Annotated in this window: 16 protein-coding genes; 9 read left to right on the top strand and 7 right to left on the bottom strand. The window is 74.4% G+C overall.

Annotated elements, in window-relative coordinates:
* Nucleotides 1-59 precede the first annotated feature (59 nt).
* Nucleotides 60-1,493, top strand: a complete 1,434-nt coding sequence (locus IE274_RS00145) for an MFS transporter (protein ID WP_190113459.1) — start codon at nt 60-62, stop codon at nt 1,491-1,493.
* Between the two features lie 79 nt (nt 1,494-1,572).
* Here the strand turns inward: IE274_RS00145 and IE274_RS00140 are convergent, their stop codons facing one another.
* On the bottom strand, nt 1,573-2,178 hold the full coding sequence (locus tag IE274_RS00140; RefSeq protein ID WP_190113458.1) for a response regulator transcription factor: 606 nt from the start codon (nt 2,176-2,178) through the stop codon (nt 1,573-1,575).
* Nucleotides 2,175-3,473, bottom strand: a complete 1,299-nt coding sequence (locus IE274_RS00135; RefSeq protein WP_190113457.1) for a sensor histidine kinase — start codon at nt 3,471-3,473, stop codon at nt 2,175-2,177. The genes IE274_RS00140 and IE274_RS00135 overlap by 4 nt, the downstream gene beginning before the upstream one ends.
* Before the next feature lie 417 nt (nt 3,474-3,890).
* On the opposite strand from IE274_RS00135, the gene chsH3 reads away from it, so the two are divergent.
* From chsH3 to IE274_RS00120, 3 genes are all read left to right on the top strand, one after another.
* Nucleotides 3,891-4,763, top strand: coding sequence for an enoyl-CoA hydratase ChsH3 (gene chsH3, locus IE274_RS00130; protein WP_190113456.1), 873 nt, complete (start codon nt 3,891-3,893; stop codon nt 4,761-4,763).
* Nucleotides 4,764-4,839: 76 nt separating this feature from the next.
* Complete coding sequence (locus IE274_RS00125) at nt 4,840-5,922, top strand: Zn-dependent alcohol dehydrogenase (RefSeq protein WP_190113455.1); 1,083 nt, start codon at nt 4,840-4,842, stop codon at nt 5,920-5,922.
* Nucleotides 5,923-5,976: 54 nt separating this feature from the next.
* Nucleotides 5,977-6,918 carry a 3-oxoacyl-ACP reductase gene (locus tag IE274_RS00120; protein WP_190113454.1) on the top strand — a complete coding sequence of 314 codons (942 nt, stop codon included), beginning with the start codon at nt 5,977-5,979 and terminating at the stop codon, nt 6,916-6,918.
* A gap of 414 nt (nt 6,919-7,332) precedes the next feature.
* Here IE274_RS00120 and IE274_RS00115 read toward each other — a convergent pair whose 3' ends face one another.
* Entirely contained in the window at nt 7,333-8,412 is a 1,080-nt protein-coding gene (locus IE274_RS00115; RefSeq protein ID WP_229909144.1) for a hypothetical protein, read from the bottom strand.
* Nucleotides 8,413-9,259: 847 nt separating this feature from the next.
* On the opposite strand from IE274_RS00115, the gene IE274_RS00110 reads away from it, so the two are divergent.
* From IE274_RS00110 to IE274_RS00095, 4 genes are all read left to right on the top strand, one after another.
* The gene (locus IE274_RS00110) at nt 9,260-10,297 is read left to right on the top strand and encodes an ABC transporter substrate-binding protein (protein WP_190113453.1); all 1,038 of its coding nucleotides are present in this window, start codon (nt 9,260-9,262) and stop codon (nt 10,295-10,297) included.
* Between the two features lie 122 nt (nt 10,298-10,419).
* Entirely contained in the window at nt 10,420-11,313 is an 894-nt protein-coding gene (locus IE274_RS00105) for a Nif3-like dinuclear metal center hexameric protein (RefSeq protein ID WP_190113452.1), read from the top strand.
* Nucleotides 11,310-12,053, top strand: a complete 744-nt coding sequence (locus IE274_RS00100) for a zinc ribbon domain-containing protein (RefSeq protein ID WP_190114046.1) — start codon at nt 11,310-11,312, stop codon at nt 12,051-12,053. Before IE274_RS00105 ends, IE274_RS00100 begins: the two co-directional genes overlap by 4 nt.
* A 12-nt stretch (nt 12,054-12,065) precedes the next feature.
* Entirely contained in the window at nt 12,066-13,472 is a 1,407-nt protein-coding gene (locus tag IE274_RS00095) for a bifunctional RNase H/acid phosphatase (RefSeq protein WP_190113451.1), read from the top strand.
* A gap of 46 nt (nt 13,473-13,518) precedes the next feature.
* On the opposite strand, the gene eda is transcribed toward IE274_RS00095, so the two are convergent.
* Both eda and yaaA read right to left on the bottom strand, forming a co-directional pair.
* The gene (gene eda, locus IE274_RS00090) at nt 13,519-14,154 is read right to left on the bottom strand and encodes a bifunctional 4-hydroxy-2-oxoglutarate aldolase/2-dehydro-3-deoxy-phosphogluconate aldolase (RefSeq protein WP_190113450.1); all 636 of its coding nucleotides are present in this window, start codon (nt 14,152-14,154) and stop codon (nt 13,519-13,521) included.
* Between the two features lie 96 nt (nt 14,155-14,250).
* On the bottom strand, nt 14,251-15,051 hold the full coding sequence (gene yaaA, locus IE274_RS00085; RefSeq protein ID WP_190113449.1) for a peroxide stress protein YaaA: 801 nt from the start codon (nt 15,049-15,051) through the stop codon (nt 14,251-14,253).
* Nucleotides 15,052-15,209: 158 nt separating this feature from the next.
* On the opposite strand from yaaA, the gene IE274_RS00080 reads away from it, so the two are divergent.
* Nucleotides 15,210-16,670 (top strand): RNB domain-containing ribonuclease, encoded by a 1,461-nt coding sequence (locus tag IE274_RS00080; protein WP_190113448.1) that lies wholly within the window; start codon nt 15,210-15,212, stop codon nt 16,668-16,670.
* Here the strand turns inward: IE274_RS00080 and IE274_RS00075 are convergent.
* A complete protein-coding gene (locus tag IE274_RS00075; RefSeq protein WP_190113447.1) occupies nt 16,621-17,325 on the bottom strand; it encodes a hypothetical protein in 705 nt (234 codons plus the stop codon). The two genes, IE274_RS00080 and IE274_RS00075, sit on opposite strands and share 50 nt — an antisense overlap.
* On the bottom strand, nt 17,322-18,131 hold the full coding sequence (locus IE274_RS00070; protein ID WP_190113446.1) for a MerR family transcriptional regulator: 810 nt from the start codon (nt 18,129-18,131) through the stop codon (nt 17,322-17,324). Before IE274_RS00070 ends, IE274_RS00075 begins: the two co-directional genes overlap by 4 nt.
* Nucleotides 18,132-18,204 lie beyond the last annotated feature (73 nt).

Here is an 18,204-nt window from a genome sequence, read left to right as displayed (position 1 = left end):
CGACCCGTGCCCCGTTTTTCCGATGTACGGGGCATACGCCTGCTGTCAGCATGGGGGCCATGCTCCAGACCCCCGTCGACACTCCGATATCGGGCCGCGCCGCCCCGCCCACCTGGCTCGTCGTGGCCGCCGCCTGCGCCGGACAGTTCCTCGTCGTCCTCGACGTGTCCGTCGTGAACGTGGCGCTGCCGTCGATGCGGACCGATCTCGGCCTGAGCGCCACGGGGTTGCAGTGGGTCGTGAACGCGTACTCCATCGCCTTCGCCGGGTTCATGCTGCTCGGCGGGCGGGCCGGGGACCTCTTCGGGCGCAAGCGGATGTTCCTCGTGGGCCTCGGGCTCTTCACGCTGGCGTCGCTCGCGGGCGGGCTCGCCCAGGAGGGCTGGCAGTTGCTGTTCGCGCGGGCGGTGCAGGGCCTCGGGGCGGCCGTGCTCGCGCCCTCCACCCTGACGATCCTCACGTCCGCCGTGCCGGAGGGGCCCGCCCGGGTGCGGGCCATAGCCACCTGGTCCGCGGTGGGCGCGGGCGGCGGCGCCGCGGGCGGACTCGTCGGCGGCGTGCTCACCGACGGCCTGTCCTGGCGGTGGGTGCTGCTCGTCAACGTCCCCATCGGCGTCCTCGTCCTCGCCGCCGCCCTGCGCTGGATCACCGAGAGCCGCGCCGGGGGAGCGCGCCGCCTCGACCTGCCCGGCGCCGTCCTCGTGACCGGCGGCATCGCCACCCTCGCGTACGGCATCGTGCAGACCGAGGTCGAGGGCTGGACCGCCGCCACCACGCTGGTGCCCCTGGTCGTCGGCCTCGCGCTGATCGGGTCGTTCCTCGTCGTCGAGGCCCGCGCCAAGGCCCCGCTGATGCCGCTCGCGCTGTTCCGCGTGCGTTCCGTGTCGGCCGCCAACGCCACCATGTTCGTCTGCGGCATGGGCCTGTTCGCCATGTGGTTCTTCATGACCCTGTACGCCCAGAACGTCCTCGGCTACACCCCCCTCGAGGCCGGGCTCGCCCTCATCCCCAGCTCCGTCAGCGTGGTCGTCGGCTCCAAGGTCGCCCCCCGCCTGATGCGCGTCATGGGCGCCCGCAGTGTCACGGTCATCGGCGTCCTCGTCGCCGCCGTGGGCTTCGTCTGGCAGTGGCGCGTCCTCGACGCCGACGGCGCCTACGTCACCTCGATCATGCTGCCCGGCATCCTCATGATGCTCGGCGCCGGACTCGCCGGAACCCCCCTCGCCGCCCTCGCCACCAGCGGCGCCGACCCCGGCGACGCGGGCCTGGTGGCCGGGCTCATCAACACCTCCCGCACCATGGGCGGCTCCCTCGGCCTGGCGGTCCTCTCCACCATCGCCGCCTCCCGCACCGGCGACCGCCCCGGCACCCAGGCCCTGGCGGAGGGCTACGCGCAGGCGTTCCTGTGGGCGGCGGTGTTCCTGACGGCGGCCGTGGTGGTGGTGCTGCTGTGGATGCCGAGGCCGGACAGATCAAGCCCGTCCGGCGACTGAGGACGAGGCGCGGAGCGCCGATGAGCGGGGGCCCGGGGCGGGCCCCGGAGGGCAACCCCGCCCCACGGCGAGGCACCGCCTACAGCCACCCCTCACGCCGGGCGACCCGCACCGCCTCCATGCGATTCCGCGTCCCCGTCTTGCCGATGGCCGCGGAAAGATAGTTCCGCACCGTCGACTCCGACAGATGCAGCGCCGCCGAGATGTCGGCGACCGTGGCCCCGTCGACAGACGCCCTGAGCACATCGGCCTCCCGAGCCGTCAACGGATTGGGCCCGGCCCCCAGCGCGGCCGCGGCCAGCGCCGGATCGACCACGACCTCCCCGCGCAGCACGGCGCGAATCGCCTCGGCCAGCTCCTCCACGGGCCCGTCCTTCACCAGGAACCCCGCCGCGCCCGCGTCCATGGCGCGCCGCAGATAGCCGGGCCTGCCGAAGGTGGTGAGGATGAGCACCCGGCAGTCGGGGCACTCCTCCCGCAGATCAGCGGCCGCGTCGAGCCCGCTGCGCCCGGGCAGCTCGATGTCGAGGAGCGCGACATCGGGCCGTGAGGTGAGCGCGGTGTGCACGATGTCGTCGCCCGCGGCGACCTGCGCGACGACCTCGATGTCCGTCTCCATCCCGAGCAGCAGGGCGAGCGCGCCGCGCATCATGCCCTGGTCCTCGGCGAGCAGGACTCTGATCATGGGGTGCGCTCCTCGTGGGTGCCCGCCCGCACGGGCTCCGCATCGGTGACGTCGGTGGCATCGCCGGCGTCACCGCCTTCGGCGACCGGGAGCACGGCCGTGACCCGGAAGCCACCGCGCGGCTCGGGCCCCGACTCCAGTGCGCCGCCCGCCGCCGTGAGGCGCTCGGCCAGGCCCTTCAGCCCGCTGCCGGGCGTGGTCGAGCCTAGCCCGCGGCCGTCGTCCGTGATCGTCAGACGGGTCTGTTCGGAGGTCGCGGCGACCTCGATCTCGCACCGCCGGGCGCGCGCGTGCCGGACGACATTGGTGGCCGCCTCCCGCACCACCCAGCCGAGCAGCGCCTCCGAGCGGGGGTCGAGCGGCCGCCCCGACTGCCGCACGACCGCCTCGACACCGGCCGCGTCGAGCAGCTCGCGGGCCCGGTCGAGCTCGGCGGCGAGGGCGGCGTCGCGGTAGCCGGTGACGGCCTCGCGGATCTCGGTGAGGGCCTGGCGGCCGACCGACTCGATGTCGGTGATCTGGGACAGGGCCGCGTCCATGTCCCGCGGGGCGAGGCGGCGCGCGGCCTCCGACTTCACGACGATCAGCGACAGGGTGTGGCCGAGCAGGTCGTGCAGGTCGCGGGAGAAGCGCAGCCGCTCCTCGGCCACGGCCCGCCGCGCCAGTTCCTCGCGGGCGGCGCGCAGGTCGCGTACCGCCTCCGACAGGGACAGGATCGCGGCCGTGACCATCGTGGACAGGAACGTGCCGTACGCGATGTTGATGCCGTCCCAGCCCTCCCGGAGCCCCGCGACGGCACCCGCGAGCGCGCTCAGGCCGAGGCCGATCGGACCCAGGTGGCGGCCCCGTACGACGGCGCCCACGGCCAGGCCGTACAGCGGGAAGTACATCAGCCAGTTGCCGCCGTACCCGGCCGCGAGACCCACGGTGAGCGCGCCCATCGCGAGCAGCGCGACCAGCGTCGCGCGCGACTCCCGCGCCCGCTTGTCGAAGGCGCGGAAGGCCACGCCGATGTAGAGGGAGTTGAAGACGAACAGGCCGATGCCGCCGATCCACGGGTTCGGCGTCTTGCCCTGGAGCAGGTGCGAGAACGCGCCGAGGCCCATGAGCAGCCACGGCAGCAGCGCGAAGCCGTTGGGCGGGCCCGACTGGACGACGGCGTCCGCCTCGCCCGCCCGCCGCTGCTCCCGCCAGAGCGCCTTCTGCTCCCGCCAGGAACCCCGCTGCTCCCGCCAGGACGCACGCTGCTCCCGCAGGTCGTGCGTCCGGCAGGTCACTCCGCGCTTCCAGGACATGTACTCGCTCCCCGTTCGGCCGGGCCCGCGTCCCCCGCGGTCCCCGCTCCGACAGTACGGAGCACGGGCGCCGCGGCGGCAGTGAGGTCCGTACCGCTTCGACCGGGACAAATGTCACCGATGGCGGTCCCGGACAGCTCCCGGCACTGGATCTGACGTGACGTCAGCACTCTTCCCAACCGTAGGACGCTGGGCTATACATGGGGCCATCGGCCTAGAACGCGTTCTAGAACGACCGGTGGACCGCACCCCGGCGAACCGGCGGAACGGACGCCCCGGCCGTCGCGGACGACCTCGGTGCGGCCGACGGTGCGGACGGTCGCACCGAGGTCTTGCTCCGGAGCACGCCAGGAACCCCGCCCCGTACGCCGCACCCCGCAGGACCCTCACCCGCAGCCCGCGAGGAGCCACCAGCCCATGCCCATCGATGCCGCGCAGGCCCTGGCCGCGAAGCCCCGCAGCGCCGAGATCACCTGGGACCACAAGGACATCCAGCTCTACCACCTGGGCCTCGGCGCGGGCGCCAACCCGGACCTCGCCGACCCCGCCACCGACGCCGACGAACTCCGCTACACCCTGGAGTCCCGGCTGCACGTCCTGCCCAGCTTCGCCACCGTCGCGGGCGCGGGCATGGGCATGATGGGCGGCCTCGCCGCGCCCGGCATCGACGTGGACCTCGCCGCCGTGCTGCACGGCGGCCAGCGCGTCGAACTGCACCGCCCGATCCCCGTCAAGGGCCGGGCCACCACCAGCTCCAAGGTCGCGGCGGTGTACGACAAGGGCAAGGCGGCCGTCCTCGTGCTGCGCTCCGAAGCGGCCGACGACGAGGGGCCGTTGTGGACCAGCGACGCGCAGATCTTCGTGCGCGGCGAGGGCGGGTTCGGCGGCGAGCGCGGCCCGTCCGGCCGCCCCGAGGCGCCGGACCGCCCCTTCGACCACACCGTGCTGCGCCCGGTCCGCCCCGACCAGGCCCTGCTCTACCGCCTGTCCGGCGACTGGAACCCGCTGCACGCCGACCCCGAGTTCGCCAAGCTCGCGGGCTTCGACCGGCCGATCCTGCACGGCCTGTGCACGTACGGGATGACGCTCAAGGCCGTCGTCGACACCGTCCTCGGCGGCGACGTGGGCCGGGTGCGGGCCTACCGCACGCGCTTCGCCGGGGTCGTCTTCCCCGGCGAGACGCTGCGCGTCGGCATGTGGGAGTCCGACGGCCTGGTGCGGGTCGCCGTCACGGCCGTCGAACGACAGGACGCACCGGTCCTCACGGACACCGTCGTGGAGCTCAACTGACGTCACGCACCGCTGGGACGACCCGCCGGGACGACCTGGCGGCACGACCCGCCGGAACGAGAGGAGCCGCACAGCCATGCGCGCAGCCGTACTGCACGAGACAGGCCAGGAGAAGCTCGATGTGCTCGACGACGTCGAGGCGGTGGGCTTCGGTCCGGGCAAGGCCAGGATCCGGGTACGGGCCACCGGACTGTGCCACTCCGACATATCCGCGATGAACGGCGTACTGCCGCAGCCCGCGCCGTTCGTGCCCGGCCACGAGGGCGCGGGCGAGATCCTGGAGGTCGCCGACGGCGTCACCCACGTCAAGCCCGGCGACCGGGTCCTGGTGTGCTGGCTCCCGGCGTGCGGGCAGTGCCCCGCGTGCCGCCGCGGCCAGACCCAGTTGTGCCTCGCCGGATTCATGAACGCGGGCACCCCCAACTTCCGCCGCTCCGGCGACAACTCGGACGTCTTCGGCTTCGCCGGTACGGGCACCTTCGCCGAGGAGATCGTCGTCGACGCGTCCTGCGCCGTGCCGATCCCCGACGACGTGCCGTTCGACATCGCGGCGCTGATCGGCTGCGGCGTCACGACCGGCCTCGGCGCCGCCATCAACACCGCCGACGTCGCCGCCGGTTCCGCCGTCGCCGTCATCGGCTGCGGCGGCGTCGGCATCTCCGCGATCCAGGGCGCCCGGCTCAAGGGCGCCGCCGAGATCGTCGCCGTCGACCCGGTCGCGTCCCGGCGCGAGGCCGCCCTCCGCTTCGGCGCCACCCAGGCCGTCGCCCCCGACGAACTCTCCGACGTCGGCCAGCGCCTGACCGAGGGCGAGGGCTTCGACTACGTCTTCGAGGTCGTCGGCAAGTCCGCGACGACCCGCAAGGCGTACGAGGCGACCCGGCGCGGCGGCACCCTCTGCGTCGTCGGCGCGGGCGCCATGGACGACCAGGTGCAGTTCAACATGTTCGAGCTGTTCTTCGACGAGAAGCGGATCCTGCCGTCGCTGTACGGGGGCGGGGACGTGCTCCGGTCGTACGAGCGGGCCATCGCGCTGTGGCGCGCCGGGCGCGTCGACCTGGAGAGCATGATCACGCACCGGGTGCGCCTCACCGAGATCAACGAGGCGCTGGAGCAGATGCGGTCGGGAGTGGCGCTGCGGACGTGCATCGAGATCTGAGGCGCGGTTCCGTCGGTCGCTGGTCGTTGCCAGGTGAGAGGAGTACGTACCCGTATGTCACTGCCACTTGAAGGGCTCACCGCCGTCGTCACCGGGGCGGGCCGCGGGCTCGGCCGGGCCGAGGCCCTGGAACTCGCCCGGCTCGGCGCGAGCGTCGTCGTCAACGACTTCGGGCAACCGGGCCGCGACGGGTCCGGCGAGGCGTCGGCCGCGCCCGCCGAGGAGGTCGCGGCGGCGATCCGCGAGGCCGGGGGCAAGGCCGTCGCCCACACCGGGGACGTCGCCGACCTCCAACAGGCCCGAGCGCTCGTCCAGTTGGCCGTCGACACGTACGGCAAGCTCGACGTCCTGGTCAACAACGCGGGCATCCTGCGGGACCGGATGATCTTCTCCATGACCGAGGACGAGTGGGACTCGGTGATCCGGGTCCATCTCAAAGGCCACTTCAACACCATCCGGTTCGCCTCCGCGCACTGGCGCGAGCGCTCCAAGGAGGCCGGTGGGCCCGTGTACGGGCGCATCGTCAACACCTCGTCCGAGGCCTTCCTCGCCGGGTCCGCCGGGCAGCCCAACTACGCCGCCGCCAAGGGAGGGATCGTCGGGCTCACCACCTCCACGGCGCTGGCCCTCGCCAAGTACGGCGTCACCGCCAACGCCATCTGCCCCCGGGCCCGGACCCGGATGACCTCCGACGTCTTCGCCGGGTTCGCCGAGCCGGGCGCGGGCGAGCTGGATCCGCTCGCTCCGGAGCATGTCGCCCCCCTCGTCGGCTATCTCGCCTCGCCTGCCGCGCGGCGGGTCAACGGGCAGGTGCTCGTCGTCCACGGGGGGATGGTCGCCGTCGTCGAACGGCCGCGGGTCGCGGCGCAGTTCGACTCCGTGGACGGAGTGTTCACGTTCCGGGAGCTGGATGAGGCGGTGTCGCCCTACTTCGCGTCCCGGCCGGAGGGGGAGACGTTCGGGGCGGCGGAGGTATTGGGGTTGCGGAGGGGGTGAGCTGGGGGCCCTGCCGAGGGCTTCCCCAACCCCGCCCCTTCCCGAAACCGGGGGCTGCCGCCCCCGGAACCCCGCTTGTCGGCGCTTCGCGCCTCGTCCTCAAACGCCGGACGGGCTACGGGAAGGGGTGCCCGCGCGCGGAGCGCGCTGATGGACGCAGCGGGGAGCCCCCAGCCGGGCCCCGGCCTCAGCTCATGCCCGCCTCACGCCGATGACGGCCCCGAGGAGCCGCCTCCTCGTCGTGCTCCGACACCGGCCCCCGGTGCCGACCGGCCCCCGTGGGATCGGCGCTCCCGGCGAGCGAAACCCGCTCCCGGGGATCCGGGCCACCCTGCTCCCACGGCTCGACAGCCACATTCTCGGTCATCAACAAACTCACCCCGTACCAAAGATCGTTCGTACAGCCGGGCGAGTCTAACCGGACCCGTCCCGCTCCCCGAGAGGCGCCTGCTGCAAGGGCACGGGCCGTGTCGCCCGCACGGCACCCACCACCCCCGTGACCTCGGCGGACGCGGCGGTGACGGGTTCGTCGGGCGGCCGGGGCGAGGGCACCTCGACGCGGGCCATCCCGCAGGGCACGGTCCCGGTGACGTACGGCAACTCCAGGATGCCGTCGCGTGTGCACCGCCCGGCTCCGGACAACCACCCTTCGGGGGCGGGGAGTTGGTGGACGCGCCGTTCGGCGGGCCGCCAACCGCACAGCCGGGGGGCGGAGTTGCCGGATCCGTCGTCCACCCGGAGGGCCACGGTGCAGCTCTCCGGCATGAGCACCTGCCCGGGCTGGATGGCGAACGGGGTCACCGCCCGCCCGGGCATCCGCAGGCATTCGGGAAAACGTACGGGCCGCTTACTCCCCAACACCCCCCAGCCGAGCCGTGTTTCGCCGGGCGCGTCCGAGCGGATGAGGAGCAGCCCGCTGTCGGCGTCGGCGAGGAGCAGCCGGTCGTCGCTGTCGGCGGCGATCTGGAGCAGCGGGGTCACCTCGCCGCCGCGTTCCAGGTCGACGGCCACCGTCTTCGTGGGGCCGTCCAGTTCGCGGTCCAGGGCGAGCATGCGGTTGGTGCGGTCGAGCCAGACGCCGCCGGTGCAGCGGCCGGGGATCTCGGCGAGGTGTTCGGGCCCGAACGAGCCGCCCGCGACCAGCCACACGGCGGTGGACCGCGCCCCGACGGCCAGCGCGTAGGCGTACGCGCCGCGCGGGGCGGGCGGCAGCAGGGTCAGGTCGGCGCCCTCGCACTCCACGCCGCCGAGCGGCACCTCCCCGGTGCTCGGCCCGGTGGGATACAGCAGCGAGAACAGATGCCGCCCGGCCGCCCGCCGGTGCACCAGCACCCGCCCGTCGGCCATCGGCAGCACCCGCGTACCGGGCTCCTCGGGCTGATGCGCGGGCAACGGCACCGCGTACGGCTCACTGCAGTCCAACGTCCACCGCTCCGGAAACCAGCACCCGTTCCGGTGCGCGAGCCGCGCCGCGTAGGCGCCGTCGGCGGTGATGGCGGGGGGCGGGGGGCTGAGGGTGGGGCCGAGGGCGGGAGCGGGTGTGGGGGGATGTTGGGGGGTTGGGGTGCTGGTCGCGGGGGATGCGGCTGCTTTGGGTCCGGGTTGGGTGGGTCCGGGTTGGGTGGGTGCGGGTTGGGTGGGTGCGGGCGGGGGCGGCACGGGTGCGGGCCGAGGGCTCGCCTGCTCGGGCGGGGCCGGGTCGGCTGCCCCGTGACGGTCGGCCGGGGTGTCCGCCCCGCAGGGGGGAGCCGTGGTGCTCGCCGGGCTGAGCGCAACCGGTATGCCCGTCTCGCCGAGAGCAAGGGGTACGCGTACCCAGCCGGGAGAAGCCGGTGCGCTCACCCGGCCGGAACGGTCCGCCCCGCCTGCCTCCCGCACGCCACGCCCACCTCCCGGCGGCGCGGTCCTCCCGTTGCTGCTCTCCGCCGGGCCCGGGGTCGAGACCGGGTCCGGGTCCCGCGCCGGACCCGGGACGACCACCACCCCCGCCCCGGCAACACGCTTCGTCCGAAAACCGGCCGCGGTCCCACTCCCCGGCAAGGCGGACGGCGGGGGCGGGGACACGGGTGAGGGCTCGGCCACAGGGGCTGTCATCTGGGGTCACCTCCGTCCGCGACGCTAGTTTTCGTACGTGGTGGCGGGGCGGGCGAGGCCACCCGCTTCACGCGTACGTGTGGCGAAGTGACGATTCGCCTGAGGGGGAGGGGGCGACTGTGCTGGCTGGAAACCGGCGCTTATGGTTAGGGGAACCTAAGTCCGCTCCGGGTCGGCGTCCGCGCCCGGCCCGAGCCCGGTGCCGGTCGCCCCCGCACGGCACCACCGCACAGCCCCTGGAGCACCGATGTCCGCACGCCCCCGCCCCCACCGCGGTACCGCCGCCGTCGCCCTCGCCGTGGCCGGTGCGCTCGCCCTGTCCGCCTGCGGGTCGGACGACGGCTCCGGGAAGTCCGACCGGGGCACCGGCAGCAAGGCCGTCGCGCAGGGCGGTGACGACTTCGCCAAGGCGGCCGAGAAGACGGCGAAGATGGGTACGAGCGCCAAGCCGGGCCAGTTCCCGCGCACCATCGAGCACGCCCTCGGCAAGACGGAGCTGAAGCGGGCGCCGAAGCGGGTCGTGGTCCTGGACGTCGGCGAGCTCGACAACGTGGTGTCCCTCGGTGTGCGGCCCGTCGGCTACGCCCCCACCGAGGGCGACGAGGGCATCCCCGCGTACCTGAAGAAGGACGCCGGCAGCCCGAAGAACGTCGGCACCATCAACGCGCTCAACCTGGAAGCGATCGCGAACCTCAAGCCCGACCTGATCCTCGGCAGCGAGCTGCGCGCCGCCAAGCTCTACCCGCAGCTCGCCAAGATCGCCCCGACCGTCTTCTCCGTCCGCCCGGGCTTCACCTGGAAGGAGAACTACCTCCTCAACGCCGCCGCGCTCGACAGGACCGCCGACGCCAAGGCCGAGCTGGGCGCGTACGAGAAGAAGGCGAAGGCCCTCGGCAAGGACCTCGGCCCCGACAAGCCCACCATCACGATGCTGCGCTACATGCCCGACCGCATCCGGCTGTACGCGAAGGCCTCGTTCGTCGGCACCATCCTGTCCGACGCCGGTCTGCCGCGGCCCAAGAACCAGCAGGTCAACGACCTCGCCGTGGAGATCAGCCCGGAGAACATCGACGATGCCGACGCCGACTGGATCTTCACCGGCGTCTACGGCGACGCCAAGAAGACCGGCCGCGCGGGCGCCGAGAAGAACCCCCTGTGGAAGAAGCTCGGCGCGGTGAAGGACGGCCGGGCCAAGGACGTCCCCGACGAGACCTGGTACCTGGGCCTCGGCGTGACGGCGGCCGACAAGGTCCTGGACGACCTGAGGAACCACCTCGCCAAGTAAGGGGCTCCAGCCGCCGGTGAAGATCACCGCCGCCCTCGACAGCGGCACCCGGACGCTGATCGGCCAGGTCCGCGAGCGCCGCGCCGGTTCAGGCGCACAGGGGGGCCAGGTAGCCTTTGTCCGTGCCCCGTCTGTCTGAAGTCATCGCCGCTCTCGACGCCCTGTGGCCCGCTGAGCGGGCCGAGCAGTGGGACGCCGTCGGCACCGTGTGCGGTGCTCCCGAGGCCGAGGTCTCGCGGGTCCTGTTCGCCGTCGACCCCGTCCAGGAGATCGTCGACGAGGCGGTGCGCCTCGGCGCGGACCTGCTGATCACGCACCACCCGCTCTATCTGCGCGGTACGACGACGGTCGCCGCGTCGACGTTCAAGGGCCGCGTCGTGCACGACCTGATCAAGCACGACATCGCCCTGCACGTCGCGCACACCAACGCCGACTCCGCCGACCCGGGGGTGAGCGACGCCCTCGCGGGCGCCCTCGGCCTGCGCGTCGTCGGCCCGCTCGTGCCGGACCCGGCGGACACCGCCGGGCGGCGCGGCCTCGGCCGGGTCTGCGAGCTCGAACACCCGCTGCCGCTCGCGGAGTTCGCCGAGCGTGCGGCCACCCGCCTGCCCGCCACGGCGCAGGGCATCCGGGTCGCGGGCGACCCCGCGCAGACCATCCGCCGGGTCGCCGTCAGCGGCGGCTCCGGTGACAGCCTCTTCGGCGCCGTGCGGGCCGCGGGCGTGGACGCGTTCCTCACCGCCGACCTGCGCCACCACCCGGTGTCGGAGGCCCGCGCCGAGGCGCCGCTCGCGCTGCTCGACGCCGCGCACTGGGCCACCGAGTGGCCCTGGTGCGAGCTGGCCGCGGCGCAGCTCGACGAGATCTCCGACCGGCACGGCTGGAGCCTGCGCGTCCACGTGTCGAAGACCGTCACCGATCCCTGGACCGCCCACGCGGCGTCGTCCACCACCACTCTCGCAGCGAGCGCTACGCGCGCGCCTTCCGATCCCGAATCCCTTGGAGCCCCCAACTGAACGCCGCGCCCGCCGACCAGATCCGTCTCCTCGACCTCCAGGACCTGGACGTACGCCTCGCGCAGCTCGCGCACAAGCGCGCGTCGCTGCCCGAGCACGCCGAGATCGAGTCCCTGACGAAGGACCTCACGCAACTGCGCGACCTGCTCGTCGCCGCGACGACGGAGGAGAGCGACTGCGCCCGCGAGCAGACCAAGGCCGAGCAGGACGTGGACCAGGTGCGCCAGCGCGCCGCCCGCGACCAGAAGCGCCTCGACTCCGGCGCGGTCAGCTCCCCGAAGGACCTGGAGAACCTCCAGAAGGAGATCGCCTCCCTCGCCAAGCGCCAGGGCGACCTGGAGGACGTCGTCCTGGAGGTCATGGAGCGCCGTGAGTCCGCGCAGGAGCGGGTGGCCGAGCTGACCGAGCGCGTCGGCTCCGTCCAGTCGAAGATCGACGACGCGACGGGCCGCCGGGACGCGGCGACCTCCGAGTTCGACAGCGAGGCCGCGAACATCACCAAGGAGCGCGCGCTCGTCGCCGGTTCGATCCCCGCCGACCTGCTCGCCCTCTACGACAAGGTGCGCGCGAAGCAGGGCGGCGTCGGTGCGGCCAAGCTCCACCAGCGGCGCTGCGAGGGCTGCCGCCTGGAGCTGGACATCACCGAGGTGAACGACATCAAGGCCGCGTCGCCCGACAAGGTCGTGCGCTGCGAGAACTGCAGCCGCATCCTGGTGCGCACCTCCGAGTCCGGTCTGTAAGGGGCGCGCACGGTGCGGGAGTTCATCGTCGAGGCCGACGGCGGGTCCCGGGGCAACCCGGGGCCCGCGGGGTACGGCGCGGTCGTCATCGACGCGGCGTCCGGGGAGACCCTGGCCGAGGCCGCGGAGTACATCGGCGTCGCGACGAACAACGTCGCCGAGTACAAGGGCCTGGTCGCCGGCCTCAAGGCGGCCCGCGCGCTGGACCCGGCGGCGAGCGTGCACGTCCGCATGGACTCCAAGCTCGTCGTCGAGCAGATGTCGGGCCGCTGGAAGATCAAGCACCCCGACATGAAGCCCCTCGCCGCCGAGGCCGCGCGGGTCCTGCCCGGCACCCAGGTGACGTACGAGTGGATCCCGCGCGAGCAGAACAAGCACGCGGACCGGCTCGCCAACGAGGCCATGGACGCGGGCAAGCGCGGCGAGCAGTGGTCGCCGTCGGCGTCCACCGCCGAGCTGGACCGGCCCGTGCGCACGGCGGGCGCCGGTGCGCCCGCCGGGCCGCCCGGGGACGCGGCGGCGGGGGCGGCGAAGGCGCGGGCCGCGCTGGCCGGGGCGGCCGCGGGGCGCGGCGCCGAGGCCGGGGGCGGTGGGTTCACCGCCGGTTCCCTCGGCGACGCGACCGCGGGGGCGCAGGGCTCGGCGGGCGTGGCCGATGTGGCCGACGTGCGGGCCGCGCGGTCCGTGGCGGCCGGGTCCGGCGCGGGTGCTGCCGCGAGCGGGGCCGGTGCGGTCGCCGCGGCCGACGTGCCCGGTACGGCGGTGCCGCCCGTCGGCTGGGGCGCCGCCGCCGACCTGGGCGCGCCCGCCACCTTCGTGCTCCTCCGGCACGGCGAGACCCCCCTCACGCCCCAGAAGCGCTTCTCCGGCAGCGGCGGGAGCAACCCCTCCCTCTCCGACGCCGGCCGGGAGCAGGCCGTCCGCGTCGCCGCCGCGCTGGCCGCGCGCGGCACCGTACAGGCCGTCGTCTCCTCCCCGCTCCTGCGCTGCCAGGAGACCGCCCGTACCGTCGCCGCCCGGCTCGGCCTCGACGTCCACCTCGAAGAGGGCCTGCGCGAGACGGACTTCGGGGACTGGGAAGGTCTCACCTTCGCGGAGGTGCGCGAACGGCAGCCCGACGAGCTGACCGCGTGGCTGGCCTCGCCGGACGTCGCGCCGCCCGGCGGCGAGTCCTTCGCCGAGGTCTCGACCCGCGTCGAGGCCGCCCGCGAAAAGCTCCTGGCCGCCTACGCGGGCCGCACCGTGCTGCTCGTCACGCACGTCACCCCCATCAAGACCCTCGTCCGCCTCGCCCTCGGCGCCCCGCCCGAGTCCCTGTTCCGCATGGAGCTCTCGGCGGCCTCGCTGTCGGCGGTGGCGTACTACACGGACGGCAACGCGAGCGTGCGGCTGCTGAACGACACGGCGCATCTGCGCTGAGGGCGCGGGGCGGGGCCGACGCGGCGTCGGCCGTACGCGGCGGTCCTCAGCGCAGGGCCGCCGCCGCGCGGGCCAGGGACTCCACCCGCGCCCAGTCCTTGGCCGCGACCGCGTCCGCCGGGAGCATCCAGCTGCCGCCCACGCAGCCCACGTTCCGCAGGGCGAGGTAGTCCGGGGCGGAGGCCGCCGAGATGCCGCCCGTCGGGCAGAAGCGGGCCTGGGGGAGCGGACCCGCGAGGGACTTCAGATACGGCGTACCGCCCGCCGCCTGGGCCGGGAAGAACTTCATCTCCTCGACACCGTGCTCAAGCAGCGCGACGACCTCCGAGGTCGTCGAGACGCCCGGCAGGAACGGTACGCCCGACGCCTTCATCGCCGCCAGGAGCGTCGGCGTCCAGCCGGGGCTGACCAGGAAACGGGCGCCCGCGTCGACGGCGTCCTCGACGTTCCCCGCCGAGATGACCGTGCCCGCGCCGACGACCGCGTCCGGGACCCCGTCCGCGATGACCCGGATCGCGTCCAGGGCCACGGGTGTCCGCAACGTCACCTCGATCGCCGGGAGGCCGCCCGCGACCAGGGCGCGCGCCAGGGGGAGGGCGTCCGCCGGGTCGTCGATGACGACGACGGGGACGACCGGGGCGAGGTCCAGCACGGAGGCCTTGGCGGCGGCAGCGGGGTTCATGGCCTCATCGTGCCCGCGGCGCGCGCCCTGCGCAAAGGTCGTTGCATTCTCCGCAACGCGGACCGGGGCTGCCCCGGCAGGAACCCCCCCGCACCCTCAGTGGATCTCCCGCACCACCACGTCCAACGCCCACGCCCGCCCGGCCCGCGAGGGCGCCTCCGCCTCCACCACGTACCCCAGATCCCGCAACGCGGAGACGAGCTCGGCGGGCCCCGCGGGGGAGATGCCCGCGGTCAGCAGGCCCCGCACCAGGCGCCCCTTGGTCGCCTTGTTGAAGTGGGACACGACGGACCGCCGCTCGACCCCGTCGACGACCTGGGAGTGCAGCACCCGCACGGTGGCGGTCCGCCCGGCCACCTCCCCCTTGGGCTTCCACGCGGAGGTGTACGCGGAGGAGCGGAGGTCGAGGACGAGCCCGTCGCCGGCGGCCTCGGGCAGCACGGCCGCCATGGGCCCGCGCCAGTGCGCGCCGAGGGCGCCCAGAGCGGGCAGCTTGACGCCCATGGAGCAGCGGTAGGAGGGGATCCGGTCGGTGACGCGGACGGCACCCCAGAGGCCGGAGAAGACGAGGAGCGAGCGGGCGGCACGCCGCTTGGCGGCGGCGTCGAGGGAGGCGAGGCCGAGGGCGTCGTAGAGGACACCGGTGTAGATCTCCCCGGCGGGCCGCGCCCCGGCGGTCCGCAGCTCGGCGTTCTTGCCGACCTCCCCGCGCAGCCCCTCGCTGAGCCCGAGCACCGCACACGCCTTGTCCTCGTCGGCCACGCACAGCTCGACGAGTTCGTCGAGGACGGCGGCGCGCGCGTCGGCGAGCCCGGGCAGGGACAGCGACTCCGGCTTCAGGGGCGCTCCGCGTCCGGACGGGGCCTTGCCTTCGGACGGCGGCAACAGGACGAGCACGATCGCTTCTCCGTTTTCCTTCTTGGCCGGGCACGGGACCCGTCGGCCGTCCTCGCGGCCGGATACGGGCCCTGTCAGCCGGGTGCGTGCGGGGGGGGTGCGGCCCCCGCGAAAGCGTACGGGGTGCCGACCCCCGGCCCCCGCCATACGCTCGGTGCATGCCCCGCCGCCACCTGCATGTGACCGGCGCAGCCGAGGCTCCGCTGCGGGCCGCGCTGCGCGCTCTGCGCGCCGAGCTGGACGTACCGGAGGCTTTTGCGGCCGACGTGCTCGCCGAGGCCGAGCGCGCCGCGGCGGCGCCGCGGCTCCCGGCCGAGGACGCGACCGGCGTCCCCTTCTTCACCGTCGACCCGCCGACGTCCGTCGACCTGGACCAGGCGATGCACCTGTCGCGAAGGGCGGGCGGCGGCTTCCGGGTGCGGTACGCGATCGCGGACGTGGCCGCGTACGTCACACCGGGTGGACCGCTGGACGCGACGGCGCACCGCCGCGTCACCACCCTCTACTTCCCCGACGGCAAGGTCCCCCTGCACCCCACCCCGCTCAGCGAGGGCGCCGCCAGCCTGCTCCCGGACCAGACCTGCCCGGCCGTCCTGTGGACCCTGGACCTGGACGCGGAGGGCCGCACCGCCCGCACCGACGTGCGCCGCGCCCTGGTCCGCAGCCGCGCCAAACTCGACTACGAGGGCGTCCAGCGCGCCATCGACGCGGGCACCGCCGAGGAGCCGGTCGCCCTGCTCGCCGACATCGGGCGGCTGCGCGAACAACGGGAGGCCGAGCGCGGCGGCATCTCCCTGAACGTGCCCGAGCAGGAGGTCACCGAGCAGGACGGCACCTACGCGCTCGGCTTCCGCGCCCCGCTGCCCGCCGACGGCTGGAACGCCCAGATCTCCCTCCTGACCGGCATGGCCGCCGCCGACCTCATGATCGCCTCCGGCACCGGCGTCCTGCGCACCCTGCCGCTCGCCCCCGACGGCGCCGTCACCCGCCTGCGCCACACCGCGAAGGCCCTCGGCATCGACTGGCCGCACCACGTCCCGTACGCCGGCCTCGTCCGCTCCCTCGACCCGCGCGACCCGCACCACGCGGCGTTCCTCCAGGAGTGCACGACGCTGCTGCGCGGCGCCGGGTACACGGCGTTCAGCGGCGGCGAGGTCCCCGAACTGACGACGCACGCCGCGGTGGCCGCCCCGTACGCCCACTGCACCGCCCCGCTGCGCCGCCTCGTCGACCGCTACGCCGCCGAGCTCTGCCTCGCCGCCTGCGCGGGCGCCGAGCCGCCGGACTGGGTCCTCGCCGCCCTGCCCGAGCTGCCCCGGGAGATGGCCGACGGCACCCGCCGCGCCAACGCCGTGGAGCGCGGCTGCGTCGACATCGTCGAGGCGGCGCTCCTGAAGGACCGGGTGGGGGAGGTGTTCGACGGGGTGGTGGTCGACGTGAAGGAACGCGAACCGGGGGTGGGGACGGTGCAGTTGGCGGAGCCCGCGGTGGTCGCCCGCATCGAGGCGGGTCCCGGCGGTGCGGGCGGCTCCGCCGGGCTGCCACTGGGGGAGCGGCTGCGGGTGCGGCTCACGCAGGCTGATCCGGGACGGGCGAAGGTGCTGTTCGCTCCGGCGTGAGGGGGTGCGAGGCGGTCGGCGTGCGGTCGCCCGGACGGGTCCTGCCCGCCTCCTCGGTACGGGTCCGTGCGAGCGCGTCGACCAGGGCGCGCGGGTCGTCGGCGTGCAGCCGCACCACGCGGGCCCGCGCGGGCAGTCCCAGCGGCCGTACGAAGGCGACGGGCCGGGCGAGTTCGACGGTGACGGTGGTCTGGCTGCCGACGGCGATGTCGACGACGCCGTCCGCATGGATCTGAACGGTGCGCCCCTCGGGGTAACGCCGCTCGACCCTGACCCGCGCCATGTCGGCGGCCGGAATCCGCAGATCGACGAACTGCCCGTACCGCACCCGCAACGACCCGTCCACGCCCACCACATGGGGCCGGGTCACGGACGCCGCGTGCAGCGCCACGATCTGCAGAACGGTGTAGACGTCCACGAACAGCAGCGCGGCGTGCACGAGGGGCCACGGCACGATCAGCGCGAGGACGACGGTCTCCACGACCGCCACGAAGGCGAAGCCGAAGAGCAGGGCGGTCTGCGGCCCGGTGTACGCCGCCGGGCGCGCCCCCGCCCCCACGCCGTGCCGCCGCCGGGCCACCCACAGCGCGAGACTGTGGAACCCCCGCAGCTCGTGCGCGGCGAGCCGCCGCACGACCCGGACCAGGCGCGTCACGGCGTCCACCCCGTCCGCCCGGTGAGCACCGTCAGCATCTCCCGGACGGCCGCCGCCTGGGCGGGCGCGAAGTCGTCGAGGAACGCCTCGCCGAAGGCGCTGCCCGGGCCGGGGTCCGTCCGGGCCGGGGAGCCGTCCTCGCGGCCCTCGCCCCCGTGTACGAGGGCCGCGAGGAGGTCGTCGGGGACGATGGCCGCGAGGTCCTTGCCGAGCGGCTCGACCCGCGGGTCGTCCGGCGACGCGTCGGCGATGTCGTCCATGCGGGCGTACAACTCCCGTAGCCGAGCCGCGAGTTCGGGGTCGTCGGCGAGCTCGCTCAGGGCCTGGTAGATGCGGTCGCGGCGGTCCGGGTCGGCGGTGGCGTCGAACAGCGCCAGGTGTTCCAGGTCCTTGGCGGCGGTCGCCGACTCGGCCGGGCTGAACCGCCCGAACAGCTCCGCGAGCCCCGGCGAGACCGGCCCCTCGCCCGGCAGCAGCCCCTCCCGCGACATCTGCAGCAGCTCGGCGAGCCGCTCCCGCCGCGCCCTGATGTCCGCCTCCTGCCGGGCCAGATCATCGTCCAGCTCGGCGAGGACCTCGGTGAGCTCACGCCCCACGTCGTCGGCGAGCACGTCCCGCACCTCGTCGAGGCCGAGACCCAGCTCGGTGAGCCGCCGCACGCGCGCCAGCAGGATGGCCTCACGCAGCCCGTACTCGCGGTACCCGTTGGGCCGCCGCGCGGGCTCCGGCAACAGCCCGAGATGGTGATAGTGCCTGATGGCGCGCGTCGTGAGCCCGACGGCAGCCGCGATCTCTCCGATCCGCATGCCTCCAGTAGAAACGTTGACGCTACGGCAAGGTCAAGCACGCTTCGCGGCGCGGCCCCTCCGGCAACCATCC

The sequence above is a fragment of the Streptomyces flavofungini genome (assembly GCF_014650815.1).
GTDB classification, from domain to species: Bacteria; Actinomycetota; Actinomycetes; order Streptomycetales; family Streptomycetaceae; genus Streptomyces; species Streptomyces flavofungini.
This window is presented reverse-complemented; position numbering and strand designations above follow the sequence as displayed.

What these genes read in the sequence shown, in the direction of transcription:
- IE274_RS00135 (WP_190113457.1), bottom strand. Translation starts at nt 3,473, where the DNA reads ATGTCCTGGAAGCGCGGAGTGACCTGCCGGACGCACGACCTGCGGGAG.
- eda (WP_190113450.1), bottom strand. Translation starts at nt 14,154, where the DNA reads ATGAACCCCGCTGCCGCCGCCAAGGCCTCCGTGCTGGACCTCGCCCCG.
- IE274_RS00110 (WP_190113453.1), top strand. Translation starts at nt 9,260, where the DNA reads ATGTCCGCACGCCCCCGCCCCCACCGCGGTACCGCCGCCGTCGCCCTC.
- IE274_RS00070 (WP_190113446.1), bottom strand. Translation starts at nt 18,131, where the DNA reads ATGCGGATCGGAGAGATCGCGGCTGCCGTCGGGCTCACGACGCGCGCC.
- IE274_RS00140 (WP_190113458.1), bottom strand. Translation starts at nt 2,178, where the DNA reads ATGATCAGAGTCCTGCTCGCCGAGGACCAGGGCATGATGCGCGGCGCG.
- IE274_RS00120 (WP_190113454.1), top strand. Translation starts at nt 5,977, where the DNA reads ATGTCACTGCCACTTGAAGGGCTCACCGCCGTCGTCACCGGGGCGGGC.
- IE274_RS00080 (WP_190113448.1), top strand. Translation starts at nt 15,210, where the DNA reads ATGCCCCGCCGCCACCTGCATGTGACCGGCGCAGCCGAGGCTCCGCTG.
- chsH3 (WP_190113456.1), top strand. Translation starts at nt 3,891, where the DNA reads ATGCCCATCGATGCCGCGCAGGCCCTGGCCGCGAAGCCCCGCAGCGCC.
- IE274_RS00145 (WP_190113459.1), top strand. Translation starts at nt 60, where the DNA reads ATGCTCCAGACCCCCGTCGACACTCCGATATCGGGCCGCGCCGCCCCG.
- IE274_RS00125 (WP_190113455.1), top strand. Translation starts at nt 4,840, where the DNA reads ATGCGCGCAGCCGTACTGCACGAGACAGGCCAGGAGAAGCTCGATGTG.